This is a genomic window from Okibacterium fritillariae (genome assembly GCF_052783725.1).
The window spans coordinates 2,999,839-3,019,706 of record NZ_CP199917.1 but is presented as its reverse complement, the minus strand read 5'-3'; the positions used below and the strand labels follow the sequence as shown (position 1 = coordinate 3,019,706).

Annotated in this window: 14 protein-coding genes and 1 pseudogene; 11 read left to right on the top strand and 4 right to left on the bottom strand. The window is 60.2% G+C overall.

The genetic code is table 11. The features are described from left to right. The first annotated feature begins 87 nt into the window (after positions 1-87). Both ACUWEX_RS13845 and ACUWEX_RS13840 read left to right on the top strand, forming a co-directional pair. Complete coding sequence (locus tag ACUWEX_RS13845; RefSeq protein ID WP_445996623.1) at positions 88-1,617, top strand: NAD-dependent epimerase/dehydratase family protein; 1,530 nt, start codon at positions 88-90, stop codon at positions 1,615-1,617. A gap of 51 nt (positions 1,618-1,668) precedes the next feature. After that, complete coding sequence (locus tag ACUWEX_RS13840; RefSeq protein ID WP_445996622.1) at positions 1,669-3,360, top strand: 3-ketosteroid-delta-1-dehydrogenase; 1,692 nt, start codon at positions 1,669-1,671, stop codon at positions 3,358-3,360. A gap of 138 nt (positions 3,361-3,498) precedes the next feature. On the opposite strand, the gene ACUWEX_RS13835 is transcribed toward ACUWEX_RS13840, so the two are convergent. Continuing rightward, entirely contained in the window at positions 3,499-4,248 is a 750-nt protein-coding gene (locus ACUWEX_RS13835) for a MerR family transcriptional regulator (protein ID WP_445996621.1), read from the bottom strand. Between the two features lie 888 nt (positions 4,249-5,136). After that, positions 5,137-5,775 carry a hypothetical protein gene (locus ACUWEX_RS13830; protein ID WP_445996620.1) on the bottom strand — a complete coding sequence of 213 codons (639 nt, stop codon included), beginning with the start codon at positions 5,773-5,775 and terminating at the stop codon, positions 5,137-5,139. A 273-nt stretch (positions 5,776-6,048) separates the two neighbouring features. On the opposite strand from ACUWEX_RS13830, the gene ACUWEX_RS13825 reads away from it, so the two are divergent. Then, entirely contained in the window at positions 6,049-7,389 is a 1,341-nt protein-coding gene (locus ACUWEX_RS13825; RefSeq protein WP_445996619.1) for a hypothetical protein, read from the top strand. Positions 7,390-7,471: 82 nt separating this feature from the next. Here ACUWEX_RS13825 and ACUWEX_RS13820 read toward each other — a convergent pair. Next, positions 7,472-7,612: pseudogene (locus ACUWEX_RS13820) on the bottom strand (recombinase family protein); the annotation flags it as partial. 418 nt (positions 7,613-8,030) lie between these two features. On the opposite strand from ACUWEX_RS13820, the gene ACUWEX_RS13815 reads away from it, so the two are divergent. The 4 genes from ACUWEX_RS13815 (at position 8,031) to ACUWEX_RS13800 (ending at position 12,817) form a co-directional block, all read left to right on the top strand. Continuing rightward, the gene (locus tag ACUWEX_RS13815; protein WP_445996618.1) at positions 8,031-9,764 is read left to right on the top strand and encodes an AIPR family protein; all 1,734 of its coding nucleotides are present in this window, start codon (positions 8,031-8,033) and stop codon (positions 9,762-9,764) included. 114 nt (positions 9,765-9,878) lie between these two features. Continuing rightward, the gene (locus ACUWEX_RS13810) at positions 9,879-11,048 is read left to right on the top strand and encodes a DNA cytosine methyltransferase (RefSeq protein WP_445996617.1); all 1,170 of its coding nucleotides are present in this window, start codon (positions 9,879-9,881) and stop codon (positions 11,046-11,048) included. A 55-nt stretch (positions 11,049-11,103) separates the two neighbouring features. Further along, entirely contained in the window at positions 11,104-11,835 is a 732-nt protein-coding gene (locus ACUWEX_RS13805; protein ID WP_445996616.1) for a GIY-YIG nuclease family protein, read from the top strand. 496 nt (positions 11,836-12,331) lie between these two features. Beyond that, positions 12,332-12,817, top strand: a complete 486-nt coding sequence (locus tag ACUWEX_RS13800) for a hypothetical protein (RefSeq protein ID WP_445996615.1) — start codon at positions 12,332-12,334, stop codon at positions 12,815-12,817. A 222-nt stretch (positions 12,818-13,039) separates the two neighbouring features. On the opposite strand, the gene ACUWEX_RS13795 is transcribed toward ACUWEX_RS13800, so the two are convergent. Beyond that, positions 13,040-13,876: a hypothetical protein gene (locus ACUWEX_RS13795; protein WP_445996614.1), complete on the bottom strand. Its 837-nt coding sequence runs from the start codon at positions 13,874-13,876 to the stop codon at positions 13,040-13,042. 602 nt (positions 13,877-14,478) lie between these two features. Between ACUWEX_RS13795 and ACUWEX_RS13790 the strand changes: the two genes are divergently transcribed. The 4 genes from ACUWEX_RS13790 (at position 14,479) to ACUWEX_RS13775 (ending at position 19,864) form a co-directional block, all read left to right on the top strand. Next, positions 14,479-16,539: a beta-galactosidase gene (locus ACUWEX_RS13790; protein WP_445996613.1), complete on the top strand. Its 2,061-nt coding sequence runs from the start codon at positions 14,479-14,481 to the stop codon at positions 16,537-16,539. Then, positions 16,536-17,465, top strand: a complete 930-nt coding sequence (locus tag ACUWEX_RS13785; RefSeq protein WP_079728730.1) for a carbohydrate ABC transporter permease — start codon at positions 16,536-16,538, stop codon at positions 17,463-17,465. The genes ACUWEX_RS13790 and ACUWEX_RS13785 overlap by 4 nt, the downstream gene beginning before the upstream one ends. A 200-nt stretch (positions 17,466-17,665) precedes the next feature. Continuing rightward, entirely contained in the window at positions 17,666-18,463 is a 798-nt protein-coding gene (locus tag ACUWEX_RS13780) for a carbohydrate ABC transporter permease (protein ID WP_407668769.1), read from the top strand. A gap of 78 nt (positions 18,464-18,541) precedes the next feature. Then, positions 18,542-19,864, top strand: coding sequence for an ABC transporter substrate-binding protein (locus ACUWEX_RS13775; RefSeq protein ID WP_445996612.1), 1,323 nt, complete (start codon positions 18,542-18,544; stop codon positions 19,862-19,864). Positions 19,865-19,868 lie beyond the last annotated feature (4 nt).

Below are 19,868 nucleotides of genomic sequence, written 5' to 3'. Positions count from 1 at the left end.
TCGCTTGCGCGGTCTAGCTGCTCCAGGCTAGCATCAGGGCAGTTTACTAGCGCGCGCTACCTGGCGTGTGCATGCAAGGGAGCAACGATGTCGATGACTACCGGGCGAAAACGCCGCACTCGAGTTTTTCTCACCGGAGCGGCAGGCAACTGGGGTCGCCGGGTTCTCGACGAGTTCCGGCAGCGGGCCGATGACTTCGAGGTTGTGGCCCTCGTTCTCCCTTCTCCGAAAGACGTCGCTGTTATTCGCGAGTACGAAGACATGGACAACCTTCAGGTCGTCTTTGGCGATCTCACGAACTACTCCGATGTCGAGACCTGCGTGCGCGGTGCGGATTTTGTCTTGCATATCGGGGCCGTTGTCTCTCCGTTTGCTGACGATCATCCCGAGCTGGCCCACCGGGTCAACGTCGGCAGCATGGCGAACATCATTCGCGCGGTGCAGTCCCAACCACATCCTGAAGCAATCGGGGTGGTGGGTGTCGGCTCGATCGCAGAGACGGGTGACCGTAACCCGCCGCACCATTGGGGGCGGGTGGGTGACCCGCTTCGTGTCGCCCGATACGACGAATACGGACAGAGCAAAATCATCGCTGAAAAGATGCTCGTCGATTCAGGGCTACCGAAATGGGCGTGGGTGCGCCAGACGGGCATTTTCCACCCAGGGGTACTCGAGATCCGCGATCCGATCATGACCCACTCACCGTTCGACGGTGTCATGGAATGGGTCTCCGTCGAGGACGCATCGCGGTTGATGGTCGGTGCCTGTGGTCCGGACGTTCCGGAAGAGTTCTGGGGTGGCGTCTTCAATATCGGCGGCGGGGAAGGCTGGCGACTCACGAACTGGGAGCTGCAGACTCGTATGACGCGCGCATTAGGTGTGTCCGATGTGAAGAGATGGTACGAGCGGAAGTGGTTCGCGACGCGAAATTTCCACGGGCAGTGGTATGTCGACTCTGATCGACTCAATGATCTGATTCCGTTTCGGGAGGACAGCTTCGAAGACGCATTGGCGCGAGCGATCCGCGCGAACCCGTCCCTTCGGGTTGCCGGCCGAGTACCGGCCTGGATCGTGAAGAACCTCGTCCTCAAACCGCTCACGTTGAAACACCGCGGCACCATGGGTTTCATTCGAGATAACGACGAGGAGAAGATCGCAGCGTACTTCGGCAGCCGCGAGGAATGGGAACGCATCGGAGGGTGGGAAACGTTCTGGCCCGTCCGACCGGATCGGACCCCCACGCTTCTTGACCACGGTTACGACGAAACAAAATCTCCGTCCACGTGGTCAACATCAGATTACCGAGGGGTGGCGGGTCACCGTGGCGGCGAATTAGTGACACCCCCAGACGCTGTTGTCACAGGTGACGGCGCAACGCAGCTGGCGTGGCGTTGCGCGGAGGGCCACGAATTCTCAGGCAGCCCGCGGCTGATCCTCACGGCGGGCCACTGGTGCCCTGAATGCGTCAAAAACGTTGCCACCTATCAAGAGCAGGCCGTTCAGAACACATTTCTCGCTCAGCTGACGGAATCGAATCCCGCGTCCGGTGCCGGTCGCACGACGAGGCGCAGCTATCCTTCACACCGCGAACCTGACTCAGCTGTCGGCCGGCGCTAATCCCTTTTTGAATGATCGCCAGGGCATTGAGGCCGTGGCGGAAAGGCAACGATGCTCACGGAAAAGTCGCGTAAGACATTCGATCTCGTCATCGTCGGTTCGGGCACAGGTTTGGCTGCGGCCTTGGCCGCCCATGAACGTGGCCTCGAGGTTCTCGTCATTGAGAAGACCGATCTGATCGGTGGGTCAACCGCCCGATCAGGGGGCGCGTTCTGGATCCCTGCCAACGAGATTCTTGAGGCGCGAGGCGCAGGCGACACGGTAGAGCGGGCGGACCGATACCTCGAAACCCTGGTCGGTGAAACAAGCACCCCAGCGAAGCTTCGGAAATACGTGCGATCGGGCAACGACACGGTTCGCATGCTTCGCCGGATGACACGAATGAAATTCACCTGGGCGCAGGGGTATTCGGACTATCACCCCGAAGTATCCGGTGGGTCAGCCGCGGGGCGCAGCTGCGAGTGTCGTCCCTTCGACGCCGCGCGCCTTGGTCCTCATCGCGCCGACCTCCGCCCATCCGTGATGTCGGCACCGGTCCCAATGGCCGTTACGGGCGGTGACTATAAGTGGCTCAACCTCATGGTGAAGATCCCTGTCAGGGGGCTTGCGGTAGCAGCATGGCGAGCGATTCAGGGCGTTGGCGGACTTCTTATTGGGCGGCGCTACGTTGCGGGGGGCCAAGCTCTGGCGGCCGGTTTATACGACGGAGTGCTCCGTGCAAACATTCCCGTGTGGCGGAACACAGAATTGCTGGAGGTGCATCGAAACGAAGACGGTGTATCCGGAATCCTCGTGCGCAGGGACGGTCAAGAACAGGAAATAGATGCGCGAGCGGGCGTTGTTTTAGCTGCCGGAGGTTTCGACCACGACCTTGTTTGGCGTCAACGACACCAATCCAAACACCTGAAGGACTGGAGTCTCGGAAGTAGCGGCAATACCGGCGACGCCATCAAAGCGGGCATTGCCGTCGGCGGTAGCACAGCGCTGCTCGACCAATCTTGGTGGTTCCCCGCCTTCGCGCCGTTGGCGGGCAGGGCGCCCACGGTCATGTTGGCCGAACGTTCCCTTCCTGGCTCATTCATGATCGATCGGCACGGGCGCCGGTTCATCAACGAAGCGGTGGACTACATGTCGTTCGGCCAACGCATCCTGCACCGGGAACGCACCGGCGATCCAGTAGGCACGATGTGGATGGTCTTCGACCAGGAATACCGCAACAGCTACCTCCTCGGAGGGAGCGTTTTTCCCCATATGCCGCTCCCGAAGGCCTGGTACGAGCAAGGAATCGCCGTTAACGCGACTTCCTGGAAAGCGCTGGCCCGAAAAATGGGCGTTGATGAGACATCCTTCTCCAATGAAGCCGCGCGCTTCGCCGAGGCGGCAACCGCGGGCGTAGACGAGCAATTCATGCGCGGACAGAGCGCTTACGACCGCTACTACGGAGACCCAACCATCTCGCCTAACCCAAACCTCCGCGCACTCGATCCACGCCGCCTCTACGCCGTAAAGATCGTCCTCAGTGACTTAGGAACGTGTGGCGGGCTGCAAACGGATGAGCGTTCCCGGGTGTTGGGCGTCGACGGCAACGCAATCGATGGACTGTACGCGATCGGCAACACGGCCGCGAACCTCTTTGGCACCCGTTATCCCGGCGCCGGCGGCACGATCGGTCCCGGACTCGTCGGAGGTTATGTGGCTGCCGATGATGCGGCCGAGCGAGCTCGCAGAATCGAGAGAGGTTGACCGAGTGGACGGGCGCCGGCCGCCGTCGGAGTCAACGATGATGTCGGCCAGGTATGCGTCATTCACACCATCCGAGACCGCCCGCGCCGTCCCGATTTGTGCGCCGGTCGTCTCGCATCCCTCGCCCCTCCCGATGCTCTAATCCAAATTCGTTCCGATCCAAATTTGAATCGCGGCGCGGATGGCTTCGGCATTGTCTTGGCCACCGTATGTCGCAGCGAACCGTGAGTCGGTGACGTAAAGCTGGGCGAGCCCGGCATACGAGTCCCGATCAGGCTTCCGCCCGTTCCACTGTTCAGTCACCCACTGGTGGTGGCTCCCGACCAGCGCCTGAAAGGCCTCCGATGCCGGGTCTGTGCCTGCCTCGGCCGCCGCCCGCAGCGCAGCGTTCACGTCCAGGCTGCGCGCATCGTCGGCTCGCCGTTCGTCCTCCGTCATCTGGTCTCGGCGCCGCGCACTGTCCTCCCACGCGTCGTCGCCCCAGCGCTGTCGCACTTCGGTCTCGTATTGACTCGGGTCGAAGCCCGCGAATACCTCTTCGATGCTCATCTCGCGTCCTTTCTGCACCGCGTCCAGGGTTTGCCTGACGACGGCGATCTGCTGATTCGTTCGGTCTCTGCGCTCTTCGAGAAGCGCGAGGTGGACTCGGATCGTCTCGGCCAGCGACGCGTCGTCACCAAGCGCGATCTGGATGTCCGCCAGGGGCACCTCAAGCGCACGCAACGACAGAATGCGATAGAGCCTCGACAGCTCCGCATCCCCATAGAACCGATACCCGTTACTCGCCACCCGCGAGGGCCGCAGCAACCCGATCTGCTCATAGTGCCGAAGCGTTCGACTGGTCAGCCCGGTCGCGCGGGCCACATCTTTGATCGGCCACTCGTCCATGCGTGCTCCCTTCTCTCCCATATCTGCAACCATCCCAGTTGACGCAACGGCAGAGTCAAGCAAATTGGGTGTGCAAAATTGAATAGTGGCCTCCAGGTTGATGGCCGTTCGGTCACGCAATCAGGGCCGTGGGTGCCATTCGCGTGAACGTAGTGTGTCGCTCGCGGACATTTCACCGAAATCTGAAAGTGGAGTCATTGATCTGTCGCTCCGCGGTGATAGTCAGCCATTAGGTCGTCGAGTATGTCAATCGTGACCTCGAGAGTGCTTTGATCTCGCGCAGACCAGTCGGGGCCAAGCTTCTGACGGTAGACGAAGGCCATATATTCGCTGCGAAGCGTGATTGCATCCATGGCCCCATCGTCACCTTCCGTCCGCGATCGGAAGCAACGGATGACCCTTCTGTGGACAACTTGATGGTTACCGCCCTGGGGAGAACGGACAGTGGTCCGGGAGGGGGCTCCGCTAGGGGGAGCCGAGCGCTGCAGGGCTGAAAGGCGATGGTCATCGACCAGCGCGGCCACGACGGTAGCATGCGAGCACCGGCGGACATATCCCGGGCGGTTTTGGTCGGCGATGTTGCACCAGCGATCAAGGTCGATTCATCCGGACCGGTCGATCTCGTCGGCCAGTCGATGGGCAGTCCATGGCCATGCTCGTCGCAGCCAGCCATTGCGGTGTTTGATCAGATCAGCGGAGCTACATTGGCTACAAACAGTGGCCCCCGCACCCCTGGGTTTGGGAGTGTGAAGCCCATTCCCGCTGGAAGAGTTTTTGTTCGCCCACGACGTTGAATACGCCGCGCTCCGGCATCAGCATTACAAGGACATCGGCCCCCCGACCCATTCAGTCGACGCCACCTGGGCTTAGCATCACGGAGATCAAGACCTACTTTGGTCGAACGCTCTCTTCGATTCCTCTAAACGATTCGATCACGGAGCGTTCGCCCAGCAATCCCGCAGAGCGCCATCGCCTGATGTTGTCCATGATCAATTGCAACGCGAGACGGCGATCTTGGTATCCGGAGTTTGGCAGGACTGTCATCGCGTGCGAAAGCGCCTCGCTGACCGCTTGCTCGCGTTCGGACTTGGCGTGAAGTCGCACGGCGTAACAAGCTGCCTGTAGCTCGGACAGGTCTGGGAGAGGCGGGTAGTCCAAGTCCCACGTGCCTGGGATTGTGAGGCTCCTTCTTTCCACGATTTCCGCCTTCCTGTACCACTCGTCGAGAGCCGGGAATTGCCGGCCGATGAGATGAAGGACGGGCACAAGCGCATCATCGATGCGTCGCTCTTGTTCTATCCGCTCCCGTCTCTGCTCCGAAAGCCTCCGAGCTTCCTCGGAGGCTTTCGCGACCTGGAAGCTCCGAATTGCGATGATCGCCGAAACAAGTGCCACAAGGATGCTTCCAACTGCGGCGACAATTGGAATCCACAAGTCGGCCATGTCGTCGCGAGGATTCGGGCCTCTTTCTAAGAGATCCACTAGTCGCCGAAGCCAGTACCAAGTTTCATCAACAGCAAAGTTCACGATCGAACAATATCGCCGGTATTGGATCGCGTCCGATACGGGATCCCCCACCGGACGCTTTGTCCGTGAAATAGGAGCTGGCAAGCGAGACCAAGGGTTGGTCGCCAGCACCCGTGGACGTTTCCTCGGCGGCAGGGTTCGATGTCACTTACCAGAATTAGTTGAAACGTACGACACGTTGGACGTTCGCGTCTTATCCGTCCAGTTCTGCATCTCGTGAAGATTTGCCTAATCAGCGACTCATTCAACATGACATGGCGCCATCATCGTCTCATGGAAGCCCTTTTTATCGATCCGACTTTTGGTGTCCTCGGTCATGAGGAAGCTAAATTCGAATCTTCTGCATCGTTCTTCGACTATGACGTAGTCCTGTGGGATTGCTTCGGCACCTATAAACGCATGCTCGCCGCGGGCCACGATTATCGGGGAGATCCCGCCCTCAGTGAGTCTCTATCCGTTAGTTTGGTCCGCGCGATCGCACGTCGAAGAATTGAATTGACGAAGTTTCTCGAGCTCGGCCGCACCTTGGTGTTGTTCGCCGATGCAGATCGGAACATATGGGTGAATAGCGGGAAGAAAGAGTTCTCTGGCACGGGTAGAAATCGACAAACAACCAACATCGTGGAGCCCGTTGGTCTGTTCAGGGCCCTACCGTTCGAGTTCGGTGCCTCGTTGGGCCATGGAACAAATTTTTCGGCCGCCGACAGTCGATTCGGGGATCTGCTTCGGTCGACTCAGGGACGATGGAGCTATAGAGCAACGTTGACCAATTATCCGGGCCGTGCCCTCGGAACAGTCACTGGAACTGACCTCGTCATAGCCTCGCTTGAGCAGACGGTAAGTGGCGGAAACGTGGTCGTCCTTCCTGCGTTCTCGTCACCGAGCCACTTCGATCCGGATGAGTCGGACGGCGGCGAACCGCTAAACCAACTCATCTCCTATGTAAATGCTCTGGTTAGCGTGGAGGAAGAAGACAGACCTGCGTGGTTCGATCACTACCAGCTCGCGTCAGAGGTGGCGCGAGCGCCAGCGATCACCAGCCTTGAGGAGCGCCTTGCATCGATTCAGGACGATTTAGAAAGGATTCGAGGAGAGCAGGCCGAGGACGAGCGCCGGAAGTTGCTGATCTCCGCCACAGATAGTGTGCTCGAGCGGCAGGTGCAGGACGCACTCGAATCCATAGGATTTAGGGCTCTTGAGGTAGCCCCTGGACGCGGGGATCTGAGGATGGAGTGTGACGAGGGCCAGATTGTCGTCGAGGTCAAAGGAGTCACAAAGAGCGCGTCGGAGAAGCATGCGGCACAGCTCGAGAAGTGGAGCGCGATAGAGATCGAGAACGGCAACGAGGCCAAAGCAATTCTTATAGTTAATGCTTGGCGCCTTTTGGGGCCGGATCTCAGAATTGAAGAGGCGTTCCCTGACCAAATGATTGCTTATGCGTCATCGCGGAACCATGCCTTGATCACTGGGCTTCAACTACTCAACATGAGCGAAGCGGCCCGGCTTGATGTCTCGCTCGCGACGACCTATCGCGAGCAAATTTTCGTTACGAATGGTCGGTTGTTGCTTGATCTGCCTCCAGCGCTCATCCTTCAGTCGCATAAGGAAGACTGAGGCACCTTTATTCGGTGGACTGAAATAAGGAATGGCTGTGTCATAGCTCGGATGCGAGGGTAGAGAGCGGCCCGAGACATGCCTAGGTAGCGGCAATCGCCCGGTCAAACTGAGGCTGAGAAGCACGCGCATCCGAAACAGCCCGGTCGATATCGACGTCGTAACGTCGAACCCCGGCGGCTTGGAGATCCTGCTTTTGGCGCTCCGTGGATTTCTGCCTAGTTGAGACTCGCGCTTACCCGATGAGTCGACCAGTTACGCATCTTTCTATGTCTTGTAACGCAGCTTTCGTGCGGAAAATCGCTCATAGTCTTGCGGGACCTAGCTGTCAGAATCCTGCGAGGCGCTTTGCGCCGCGCTCAACCTCGGCGGCCGGGGAGTGGTGAGACATCTCAGATCCGTAGGGTTGAAAGAGGGCACTTTGAATTCGAGGCGGAGATATCACTGAGAGCAGGCTTCCTAGGTAATGAGTCCCATGAACATCGATCGTCTTTCCGTCGGCATGCGCGATATGGAAGTACATGGGGTCCTTGCAGGCACGTTTTTGTTGGAGTAGTCGTTCTGCGCAAATCTAACCTCGCTTCATGGTGAGAAGCCCGTAAGCTACGAGCCATAACGACCACTTTTAGCGGGGGGACCGCATGTCAAGTAACGAACGAAGCCTCATCGACCACTTGGTTCACGAAGCCCAATCGGCTCGAGCAGTGCCTTACCCAGACGATATTGCTTTTGAGCTGTTCGCCGCTGAGACAATGCTTCGGGAACGAAATCTCAGCGAGGAGGAGATCGAGACCGGCCGTATTGGCGGCGGCAAGGATGGCGGCATCGATGCGGTCTACACATTCCTGGATGACGCCCTCCTCGATGAGGATTCGGAGATCTTTGACCAAGATGCCCAAGTAAGCAAGATTCGTAAGGGCGCCGAACTGGAGTGCTATTTCATCCAGGCCAAGAGGGAGGAGTCCTTCACGGAAACGGCATTCGACAAAGCCGAGTCATCTCTTCGGCGATTGCTGAGTCTCGAGAGTACCGATGAGGAGCTGCTCGTTCTGTATTCCGCGGAGGTGATTGGACGGGTACGCCTTTTCACCGATGCATGGAAGAAGCTTCTCACTCGCGCCCCGAAGATCTCCCTCCATTTTGACTATGTGACGCGTGGAGACACGGCCACCGCGGGTCCCCCGGTTATGCAGAAATCGACGGATTTGGCGAATCTGCTTCAGGAAAAAGTGCCGAACGCTTCCGCAAGTGCGAGCTTGATCGGTGCGCGCGAGCTTTGGGAAAAAGCTAGCGCTACACCGGAGTATGACCTCCAAATTCAATTCGAGGATTACGTGACGAAAGGGGAGTCATATATCGGGCTGGTAACTCTTGCGAATTATCACAAGTTCCTTTCGGACGATCGCGGAAATTTGCGACCGCATATCTTTGACTGGAACGTTCGAGATTTTCAGGGAGATGTAAGCGTCAACCGTGAGATTCAGGCCACACTCGAAACAGACAACGGCGACGATTTTTGGTGGCTCAACAACGGTGTGACTGTCCTCTGCTCACAGGCGACGATTGGAGGGGCCAAAACCTTTACGCTCGACGGCGTGCAGATCGTGAACGGCATGCAGACCTCTCATAGGATCCACACAGCGGTCGCTTCTGCGGGGGAGGGCAATACCCTGAACACAGGTCGTGCCGTGCAGGTGCGTGTCATCAAAACGCAAGATGAAGCGGCACGGGACAGAATCATACGCGCGACCAACAGTCAGACGAAGGTTCCGGACGCATCTCTTCACGCGACCGAAGAGATCCATCGCCAGATAGAGGCTCACTTCCTTGGCCGTGGATGGTTCTACGACCGCAGGAAAAATTTCTATAAGAACCATGGCAAGCCGGCAGATAAAATCATTGGCATACCAGCGCTCGGTCAGGCGGTTATGGCAATCGGCCTGGGGCGGCCCAATGACGCCCGCGCCCGCCCAACCACTCTCCTAAACAGGGATGCTGACTACAAGGATATTTTCAGCTCCGCCCTTCCTTTGGACGTGTACCTGTGGATTGCCAGGGTTCAAAAGATGGTGGACTCATTGCTTCTGAGCGAGACAGACGCCGTGCTGAGAGCAAATTTCAGGTACTACGTGAGTCTTTACTGGGCGACTGAGGAATTTGGCGCCCAAATATATAGCCCGAAGCAGCTCGCCAGGCTTGCCGCCGCTGGTGATGTCCCTTCTCGAGAGCAAGTTATCGAAACCTTGGCGAAAGTCGAGACTCTCGCGGCCGCAATTGCTGCGGCGGAGGAGTGGAGCCTTGATCGAGTAGCAAAGAACAAGCAGTTGACGGAATCGGTAGTGGATGCGGCAGTCGCTGAGGCCAGTAGTCTTTGAACCGCTGGCTTCACGGTATCCATTGGGCGAACGGAAGTGACTTCAAGTGCGATTCGGCTCGGATCTTCGGAGCGTGCAGTGAAGGATGACAGTGGCAGCGGTTATGGTCGTTCTGTGCCTGAAATCGTCAACATAGCGTCTGCTCGTCCTAAGGTCCTCGAGTTTTTTGCGGGGATTGGCCTTGCGCGCATGGGGTTAGAGAAAGCGGGCTTCCGCGTCGCTTGGTCGAATGACTATGAGCAAGACAAGTGGGACCTGTATCGAAACCACTTCAAAGATGTGGACGGCGAAGAGCACAGCTTCACGCTCGGCGACATAGGGGCGATCGAGGTTGCCCAATTGCCTCGCGATGCGAAGCTAGCTTGGGGTTCTTCACCATGCACCGATTTGTCCCTTGCCGGGTCCCGAGGTGGCCTTCGCGCAGGTGAGTCAAACGCGTTCTGGCAATATGTCCGGCTCTTAGAAGAGCTAGGAGACGACCGCCCCGAAGTGGTAGTCCTAGAGAACGTAGTCGGGTTGGCGACTTCCCACGGTGGTGACGACCTTGCAGCGGCTGTTCGGGCGTTTAACGAGCTCGGGTACTCGGTTGATGTGCTTGCACTAGACGCGCGCAGATTCATCCCGCAATCGCGTCCGAGGCTATTCCTGGTGGGCGCATTGAACCCTCCCGAAGACACGGTCGAGCCAGACGGAGAGCTCCGCCCGGATTGGCTACAGGCCGTATACGGCGACCCGACACTACGGATGCACAGGGCGCCGCTGCCTGCTCCACCTGCCCCTCTTTTGGCGGGTTTCGGTGAGTTTGTCGAGACGATGCCTACAAGCGATGAGCGTTGGTGGGACACCGTACGTACGGAAGCTTTCGCTTCTTCGCTATCGCCCGTTCAGCGCGACCGAATCGCAAGTATGCGTCGGACACCGGGTGTGAAGTACCGAACGGCATACCGGCGCACTCGAAATGGTGTGGCCGTGTGGGAGGTCCGACCTGATGACATTTCGGGTTGCCTCCGCACAGCACGGGGCGGATCTTCCAAGCAAGCTGTGGTGAAGCTCGGTAACAATCGACTTCAGGTGCGGTGGATGACTCCTCTCGAGTACGCACGTCTGATGGGCGCGGACGACTACAACCTTTCGGGTGCTCGCACCAATCAGGCCCTGTTTGCATTCGGCGATGCCGTTGCTGTGCCTGCCGTGTCATGGCTGGCGGAGCACTATCTAATGCCTCTCGTTCGGGGAGAGTTCGTTACGCGCGACGTTGATATGGCTCAGGTGCGCCGTGGGTAGTCGTGGCATCGCGTCATACAACGATGCTCAGGGTAAACCACCATCAAAGCGATCCATGCCGACCAAATTTGTGCAGCAGTTCCGTCAGCGTTTGTCTGATGCGCTAGCAACTGTCGATTTGGACAGTGGTAAGGCGCTCAATAAGTGCATTGGTGTGTACGCGTTCTACGATTATGACGGTGAGCCGATTTATGTTGGGCAAACCTGGGAGGACTTCGGCACACGTGTGGGGCGGCACCTTCGCGGCCAGCGCACAGACACTCTCGCGTATCGCATTCTGGATCCCTTCGAGGTCGCCGAAATGGAGTTATACCCCGCCGAGGATGCCAGGGGGCTGTCGAAAGCAGAAAAGACTGCAGCAATTGATGCGCTCGAATATTCTGTGTACGTTCGTGCGATCGAGGGCTCTAAGTATCACGCGATTCTAAACGAGAAAATTCCTCCTGTGTCGCCGCGGGTCGCGTTACCCCGCGCGTATCGGTTCTCACTTGTGGGGGACGATGCGCGTGAGGAACGGGAGCACCCCGACGTTCGTATCGCCCGCCGTGCGGAAACCCTCGCGCGTGTCGCCGCCGTAGCCCACGAGCGCGGTGAAGTCTCCTCGGGACTGCGGCGCGTGATTGTAATTCAAGCCGTTCGTCTTGCTGACTTAGCTGCCGCTCGGCTGGCTTTTGCCGAGGGTCGGCCGCGCCCATCCGCTGGCGCAATCGATGTCAGAGAACTGGTTGGAAGTGTCATGGCCGAGTTCGTAGACGACGAGTCGACCGATGATGGGCTGGACACCTAGGACCAATGTCGAGGGTGGACTATCGCCTTGAATGTAAGTCGCTTATATTTCAGGCTGGGCCACGTGTCGCGCGGGGTGCTCGGGCTGCAATTCGGTAGTTAGTCACCGTCGTTCCCCGTTCCCCAAATGCTATCCAGCTCATCGTTTGCCGAGCGGTTTGTGTCCACGAGTCCGATTCCGAACGGCACACCACCTCGCCTTACGTGAGCAGTCAAGCGGCGGCCGGAGGCGTTGGTGGCCGGAGCCGCCTGCACAACTGTTCGCCAGGCTCGGACTCTCGGCGTGGGTGGTATCTGTGACCTTTCCCGGAGGTGGTGCAGTTGATCGCCTTTTCGATTTTCGTCGGTTTTCGCTGTGGTCGAGATTCGCGCGCGTTGGGCAAGGACAAGCTGGAGCACTTCACCTTTCAAGACAGCTCGCAAGATAGCTTGATTATTTCCGATGATCATGAGAGTGTAACCAAGATAGGTTCTAACATATTTAAGGAGTGTTTTTGATGCACCAGATTACTGTTCATGTTCCAGAGAATCGCGTAGAAGACTTCTATATCAGGTTCGGCGAATTCCTTGCAGGAGAGCCAGCCGATACTAGTTTCCCGGCGGTGATAAGTTCGCGACAAGTTCCGCAGTGGGCTCTAAGTGATGAGGCGCAGGTGGTCGCTGAGCGCTTGTGGGCTCAGGTATCAGGCCCTGGTCGAAGTGTCCTGATCTACCTGGCCAGGCAGGCGAAAGAGGCCACGGCCTTCGTTTCAGCAGAAAAGATAGCCCGCGATCTCAATCACCCAAAAGGTAAATCTGGAATCGCGGGGATCCTTGGCGGCGTAGGTAAAGCAATCCGCCGAGCAGATCTACCGGTCTACAGTACGCACTCAGGAGGCCAGTGGCATTACCTGTGGGATTGGGATGGCGACGCGTATGCAATGGAGCCCCAGGTCGCACAGTTACTGATCAAGGCGAATAACGGCCCAGCGCGAGATCTATGAGGCCAGGGGGTGTTTCGAATACGGAAGTCGGGGGCTTGTGGTCGTTGAGGTCGCTGCTACCCATTTCTGACCTGATCTCGAACTGAGTGAAGTGCCCGAAGGTGATCTCGGCAAAGGCAGTCCGCAAAAGATAGGTAAGGGGTTCGATCTCAGTGATGATGAGATCGAACCCCATCCCCATCACAACGGTAGTTGACGATCTTGACCTTCAACTGACTCGCCTCACGGTTGCGCGTTTGTTTCAATCACAATGGCTTGATCCCCTGTGTCGTCGGAAGGTGCCTCGATACTTGAGTGCGTATCGACGCTTAGCATTTCGATCACGGTTTGGACGTTTGCGGAGATTGCAACAGGGGCCCCTGTCAGGATTACAATGCTCGACACTGCGGCGACCAGGGATCTCAATTTGCTTCTGATTTCGGGTTGTTTGGCGATCTCGGCACTCTGGTTGGGGTTGAGGACGAGGTGGCCGACTAGCTGGTCTCTTTCGTTCACGACCGGTTCGGACCCGCGTATGTCGACCATCCAGATCGCATGCTGCAGCCTGGAGCAGTGGTTGAGGAGTGTTTCTTTCGCTCCTGCAGAAAGCGCTTCATTTTGCCTCACCAGCTGGACAAGCGCGTTGACCAGAGCAAGGGCTTCTTGGAGAACCGGTTTATCGACGTGGGCTCGAGCATGATGTGTCTTGCTTAGAACATCACTGCACACACTGAGCCCGTAGAGGACCCCGGTGTTCCGGATTCTCTCTTGCATCGAGTGCATTGGATCTCGTGGGGACTGAACCATTGCGAGAATGGTCTCAGCATCATCCAACGGCTTGGCCAAGATCTCCGGAGATATGGGGGAGTGGTCCAGATCCTGAATCGCCTGCCTCGCGAGGGCCGGTTGCCGATACATCTCCGCTGCGTATTCGGCAAACTGAGGGCTGTACTCTCCGTTCAGGCCAAAGTAGGTCGACCATCCGTACAGGATCGACTGGGTACCCGCGGACAGTTCCAAACAATGGCTGAGGAGCATAAACACTCGACCGGCCGGGTTCTCCAAGTTGGTTTCTGACATGAGCCCTCCCAAATTCGATCCTTGTCGAAACTACAGGCAGTGAGACGTGAAACGCGTCAGTGGCCCCTGTGGCGGATAGTTTGATTTGGCAGGGGTGCTTCAGTGATGAGGTGGAGAAATCATGGTACTCGCCCTTAAAGTGAAACTTCTGCGGCATCCGACCATGGCGCTACGGGATATCTAGGATCAAAACGATCGAATCTGTTCGAGCATAGTGATCGTGCGAAATTAGGCACCTCCCAATGGAGGAACTTCTCCGGAACGGAGGTGGAGACGAGGCTTGTTTCGTTCACCTGCCCGCATGATCGTTGTCCTCGGTCCCGCGAGTGAGGCAAGCCAAATCGATCAGGGATGAATTTGGCGTCCAGGTGTCGATGAGCGGAACGAGCGGTCATTTCCGGCAATCGCTCTGGCCTCCGAGTTGCGGGATTGTGGCGGGTTCGAATGCCGACAATTTCCGCTGCAGTGAAGTCCCGCCACCTTGACACCTCGTAATGCTTCTGTCTACTCTGTGTACGTTCACAGACTCTCAACGAGGAGTTGTCACTCCGCAATCTGTGCACGTTCACAGGACGCCGACGCGAGTCGGGGCGGAAGGATTCATGAGCACGCAGCATCCAGCATCAGGCGCACGGCCGGTGTTCTCGCACGACGGCATTGCGTTCGGCTGCGACTACAACCCCGAGCAGTGGGACCGGTCGGTCTGGCGCGAAGACGTCGACCTGATGCGCGAGGCGGGCGTCGATCTCGTGGCCCTTAACATCTTCGGCTGGTCGCACATCGAGCCGCGCCCGGGGGAGTACGACTTCGACGGGCTCGACGAGATTCTCGACCTGTTGCACGCCGCCGGCATCCGCGTGAACCTGGGCACGGGCACCGCCTCGGCCCCGCCGTGGTTGACCGCCCGGCACCCCGAGATCCTGCCGCAGGTCGAAGACGGCACCACACGCTTTCCGGGTGGACGCCAGGCGTGGTGCCCGTCATCCGCCGTGTTCCGCCGCTACGCGCTCGAGCTGGTCGAAAAGGTCGCCGAGCGCTATGGCCAGCACCCCGCTGTCGAGCTGTGGCACGTGTCGAACGAGCTCGGCTGCCACAACGCCCTCTGCTACGACGACGAAAGCGCCGAAGCTTTTCGCGGCTGGCTGCGCGCCCGCTACACGACCATCGAACGCCTCAACACCGCGTGGGGCACCTCGTTCTGGAGTCAGCAGTACAGCGACTTCGCCGAGATTCTGCCCCCGCGCCTGACGCTGTCGAGCCGCAACCCGAGCCAGGTCATCGACTTCCACCGCTTCTCGTCTGACGAACTGCTCGGTTATTACCGAGCCGAGCTCGAGGTGCTGCGCCGTCACAGCAGCGTGCCCGTCACGACCAACTTCATGGTCACCGCCCACATCCGCAACCTCGACTACTGGCAGTGGGCGCCCGAGATGGATGTCATCGCCAACGACCACTACCTCGACAACCGTCTCGCCGACCCCACCGCCGAGCTGTCGTTCGCCGCCGACCTGACGCGTGGCCTCGCGCAGGGCGGCCCCTGGGTGCTCATGGAGCAGTCGACGGGCGCCGTCAACTGGCAGCCGCACAACCTGGCCAAAGCCCCCGGCGAGATGACCCGCAACTCGCTCACCCACGTGGCGAAGGGCGCCGACGCGGTGTGCTTCTTCCAGTGGCGTGCCTCGTTGCAGGGATCCGAGAAGTTCCACTCGGCGCTGCTGCCCCACGCAGGCACCGACAGCGACCTGTGGCGCGAAGTGGTCGACCTCGGCCACACTCTCGACCGCCTCGACGAGATCACCGGCACGCGCGTGCAGGCCGACGTGGCCATGCTGTTCAGCTGGGAGAGCTGGTGGGCCGCCGACGGCGAAAGCCGCCCGAGCCACGGCGTCGACTACCTCTCACAGGTGCACGCCGCCCACGCCTCGCTGCGCCGCCTCGGCCACACCGTCGACCTGGTGCGCCCGGGCGCCGACCTGTCGGCCTACAAGCTCGTCATCGTGCCGTCGCTCTACCTGGTTCGGGATGCCGAAGCCGAGGTCGTCTCGAACTACGTCGCCGCGGGTGGCCACGTCGTCATCACGTTCTTCAGCGGAATCGTCGACGAAGAAGACCGCGTGCGCGCCGGCGGCTACCCGGGCGCGTTCCGCGAGTTGCTCGGCATCAACGTCGAAGAGTTCGCACCGGTTCTGCCGGGGCAGCGGCTGACGCTCGCCTCGGGGATGACCGCGACCGCCTGGTCCGAGCGCGTGCGAGCCCGCGGTGCCGAGGTTCTCGACACGTTCGCCGACGGGCCGTCCACCGGAAGGCCCGCCATCACCCGCAACGTCGTCGCCAGCAACAGCGACAGCGCAAACACCCCCGGCGTCGCCCGCTACCTCGCCACGAGCCTCGACCCCGACGCGCTCGACTCCGTGCTGCGCGACGCCGCGGCCGAAGCATCCGCCCGCCCCCAGGGGGACGAGCGCGAACCCGGGCTCGAGGTCATCCGCCGCGCCACCGCCGGCGAAACCCCCCGCAGCTACCTCTTCCTCATCAACCACTCGGCGCACGACGTCGAGACGCCGGCGCGGGGCCTCGACCTCGTCACCGGCGACACCGTCGACAACATCGCACGCGTGCCAGCCGGCGCCGTGCGCGTGATCAGAGAGGACCCCGCGCGATGAGCGTCAGTGTCGAAACGGCGGCGGTGAGCGCTCCCCGGCGCCGCGTGCGCCCGCCCAAACTGGTGGTGCAACACAAGAAGGCGATCGCGATCTTCATCGCACCCTTCGCGGTGCTGTTCGCCCTGTTCTACCTCGTGCCCATCGGTTACGCCGTCTACCAGTCGCTGCTCGTCATCCAGCGCGACGGCACCTTCGGCCAGGCGCGCGAGGTGTTCGGCGGCTTCGCGCAATACGTGCAGGTGTTCCAGAACGGGCCCTTCTGGCAGTCGGTCGGCCGCGTGCTGCTGTTCGGCGCCGTGCAGGTGCCCGTCATGCTGGGCCTCGCCCTGCTGTTCGCGCTGCTGCTCGATTCGCCCATCCTGCGCGGCAAACGCTTCTTCCGCCTCGCGTTCTTCGTGCCCTACGCCGTGCCCGGCGTCATCGCGGCCATCATGTGGGGGTTCCTCTACTCGCCCAACCTGTCGCCCTTCACCGCGGTCACGCAGAACATCGACTTCCTGTCGGCCGATCTCGTGCTGTGGGCCATCGCCAACGTGGTCACGTGGGTGTTCGTGGGCTACAACATGCTCATCATCTACTCGTCGCTGCTCAGCATCCCGACCGAGATCTATGAGGCCGCCCGCCTCGACGGCGCGGGTCAGATGCGCATCGCATGGTCGATCAAGATCCCGCTCGTGATGCCCGCCATCGTGCTCACCGCGATCTTCTCGATCATCGGAACGCTGCAGCTGCTCGCCGAACCGCAGGTGTTCCGCACCTTCAGCTCGGCCGTGTCGAGCACGTTCACCCCGAACCTCACGGTCTACACGACGTCGGCCATTCCCAACGTCAACCTCGCGGCCGCGTTCTCGGTCGTGCTGGCATTGGCCACCTTCATCCTGTCGTTCGGTTTCCTCAAGTTCACGCAGCGAAAGGACGACAAATGAGCGCCATCCTGTCTTCCCCGGCCAACGGTTCGCCCGATTCGAATCAGGCGTCGGATGTCGCGCCCACCTCACGCATTCGTCGCGGCGGTCGCGGCCAAGCGGGTGGCGGTCACGGTCACCAGGGCCCCGCCGGCTCTAACACGACCCGGGCCCGCGGCCCCCGCGAGAGCCCCCTGTCGCGCGCCGGAGCCCTGATCGTGATGCTCGTCTTCACGCTCTACTTCCTCATCCCCATCTGGTGGCTGTTCATCGCCTCGACCAAGTCGGCGCCGCAGTTCGGCAACACGCCCGCCCTGTGGTTCGCGGACTTCAACCTGTTCGAGAACATCGGCCAGCTCATCGCCTACCGCGACGGCGTCTACCTCAAATGGATGCTGAACTCCGTGCTCTACGCGGGCCTCGGCGCTCTGCTCGGCACCCTGTTCGCGGCCATGTGCGGTTATGCGCTCGCCAAATACCGCTTCCCCGGCCGCGACGCCATCTTCAACGTCGTGCTCGGCGGAGTGCTCGTGCCCGCGACCGCTCTGGCCCTGCCGCTCTTCCTCATCTTCAGCCAGGTGGGGCTCACCAACACGTTCTGGTCGGTGTTCCTGCCGTCGCTCGTCAGCCCGTTCGGCGTGTACCTGACCCGCATCTTTGCGGCGTCGAGTGTGCCCGACGAGTTGCTCGAGGCATCCCGACTGGATGGTGCCGGCGAGATCCGCACCTTCTTCACCATCTCGGTGCGGCTCATGTTCCCGGCGCTCGTGACCGTGTTCCTGTTCCAGTTCGTGGCCATCTGGAACAACTTCTTCCTGCCGCTCATCATGCTGCGCGACGAGACGCTGTTCCCCGTGACGCTCGGGCTCTACGCCTGGAACTCGCAGGTGAATCAGATTCCCGAACTGCGCCTCTATGTGCTGGTCGGCGCGTTCCTCTCGATCATCCCGCTCGTCATCACGTTCCTGCTGCTGCAGCGGTTCTGGCGCTCGGGTCTCGGCGCCGGCTCGGTCAAGTAGCGCCCGGCATCCTCACTTTTCACCTTCCGCATCACCTTCACCCCGATAGATCACGCACACCCACAGAAACGGAACAGCATGAACCTCAAGAGAACAGCGGTCGCCGCAGCGGTGCTTTCGGCCGTCGTTTTGAGCGGCTGCTCGTCGACCACCGGCAGTGAGGGCAGCGACGCTGCAGCCTGCACGCCGGCCGACGGAAAAGTCGAGCTCAGCTTCACCTCCTGGATTCCCGGCATCGAAGACGCCGTGGATGTTTGGAACAAGGCGAACCCCGACATCCAGGTCGCCGTGCAGACGGGTCCCAACGGCAACAGCGGCACCTACCAGAACTTCTTCAACCAGCTGAAGGCCGGCAACGCGCCCGACCTCGGCCAGATCGAATACGACGCGCTGCCCAACTTCCGCGTGCAGAACGGCCTCATGGACCTGGGCGCCTGCGAAGACGTCATGGCCTCGAAGGACAAATTCGTCGACTGGACTTGGGGTCAGGTCTCGCTCGGCGAATCCGACTCGGTCTACGCGATCCCGCAGGACTCGGGCCCCATGGCCATGTTCTACCGCGCCGACCTGTTCGAGCAGAACGGCATCGCCATCCCCACCACGTGGGATGAATACAAGGAGGCTGCCAAGAAGGTGCGCGCCACCGGCAGCTACATCACCAACTTCTCGCAGGGCGACATCAACCAGTTCGCCGGTTTCGTGTGGCAGGCCGGCGGCAGCTGGTTCCAGAACGACGGCACCGACTGGACCGTCGATTTGACCGATGACGCCTCCAAGAAGGTGGCCGACTACTGGCAGGAACTCATCGACGAAGACCTCGTCTCCACCGTTCCCGCCTGGACCACCGAATGGGACAACGCCTACAACACCGGCGCGGCCTGGAGCTGGAACTCCGCCGTCTGGGGCGCCAACTCCATCGCCTCGGGCGCACCCGACACCGCGGGCAAGTGGTCCGTTGCTCAGGCCCCGCAGTGGAAATCCGGCGACAAGGCTGCCGGCAACTGGGGCGGCTCGTCGACGGCCGTCTTCACTGGCTCGGAGCACCCCTACGAGGCCGCCAAGTTCGCGCTGTGGCTCAACACCTCTGAAGAGGCCCTCACCATGCTGAACGAGTCGGCGAACATCTACCCCGCCACCAAGGACGGCCTCAACCTGCCGATCCTCAAGCAGGGCGTCGAGTTCTACGGCAACCAGCCGATCTACGATGTGTTTGCCGACGCCTCCGCCGAGGTCGCCGAAGACTTCGCCTGGGGTCCGACCATGACGCAGACCTACAACGACGTGTCGGATGGCTTCAAGTCCGCCGTCTCGGGCGACGGAACCCTGTTCGACGCACTCAAGAAGGGCCAGTCGGCAACCGTCGACGCGCTGAAGGCCCAGTCCATCCCCGTCAAGGAGTAGTTGC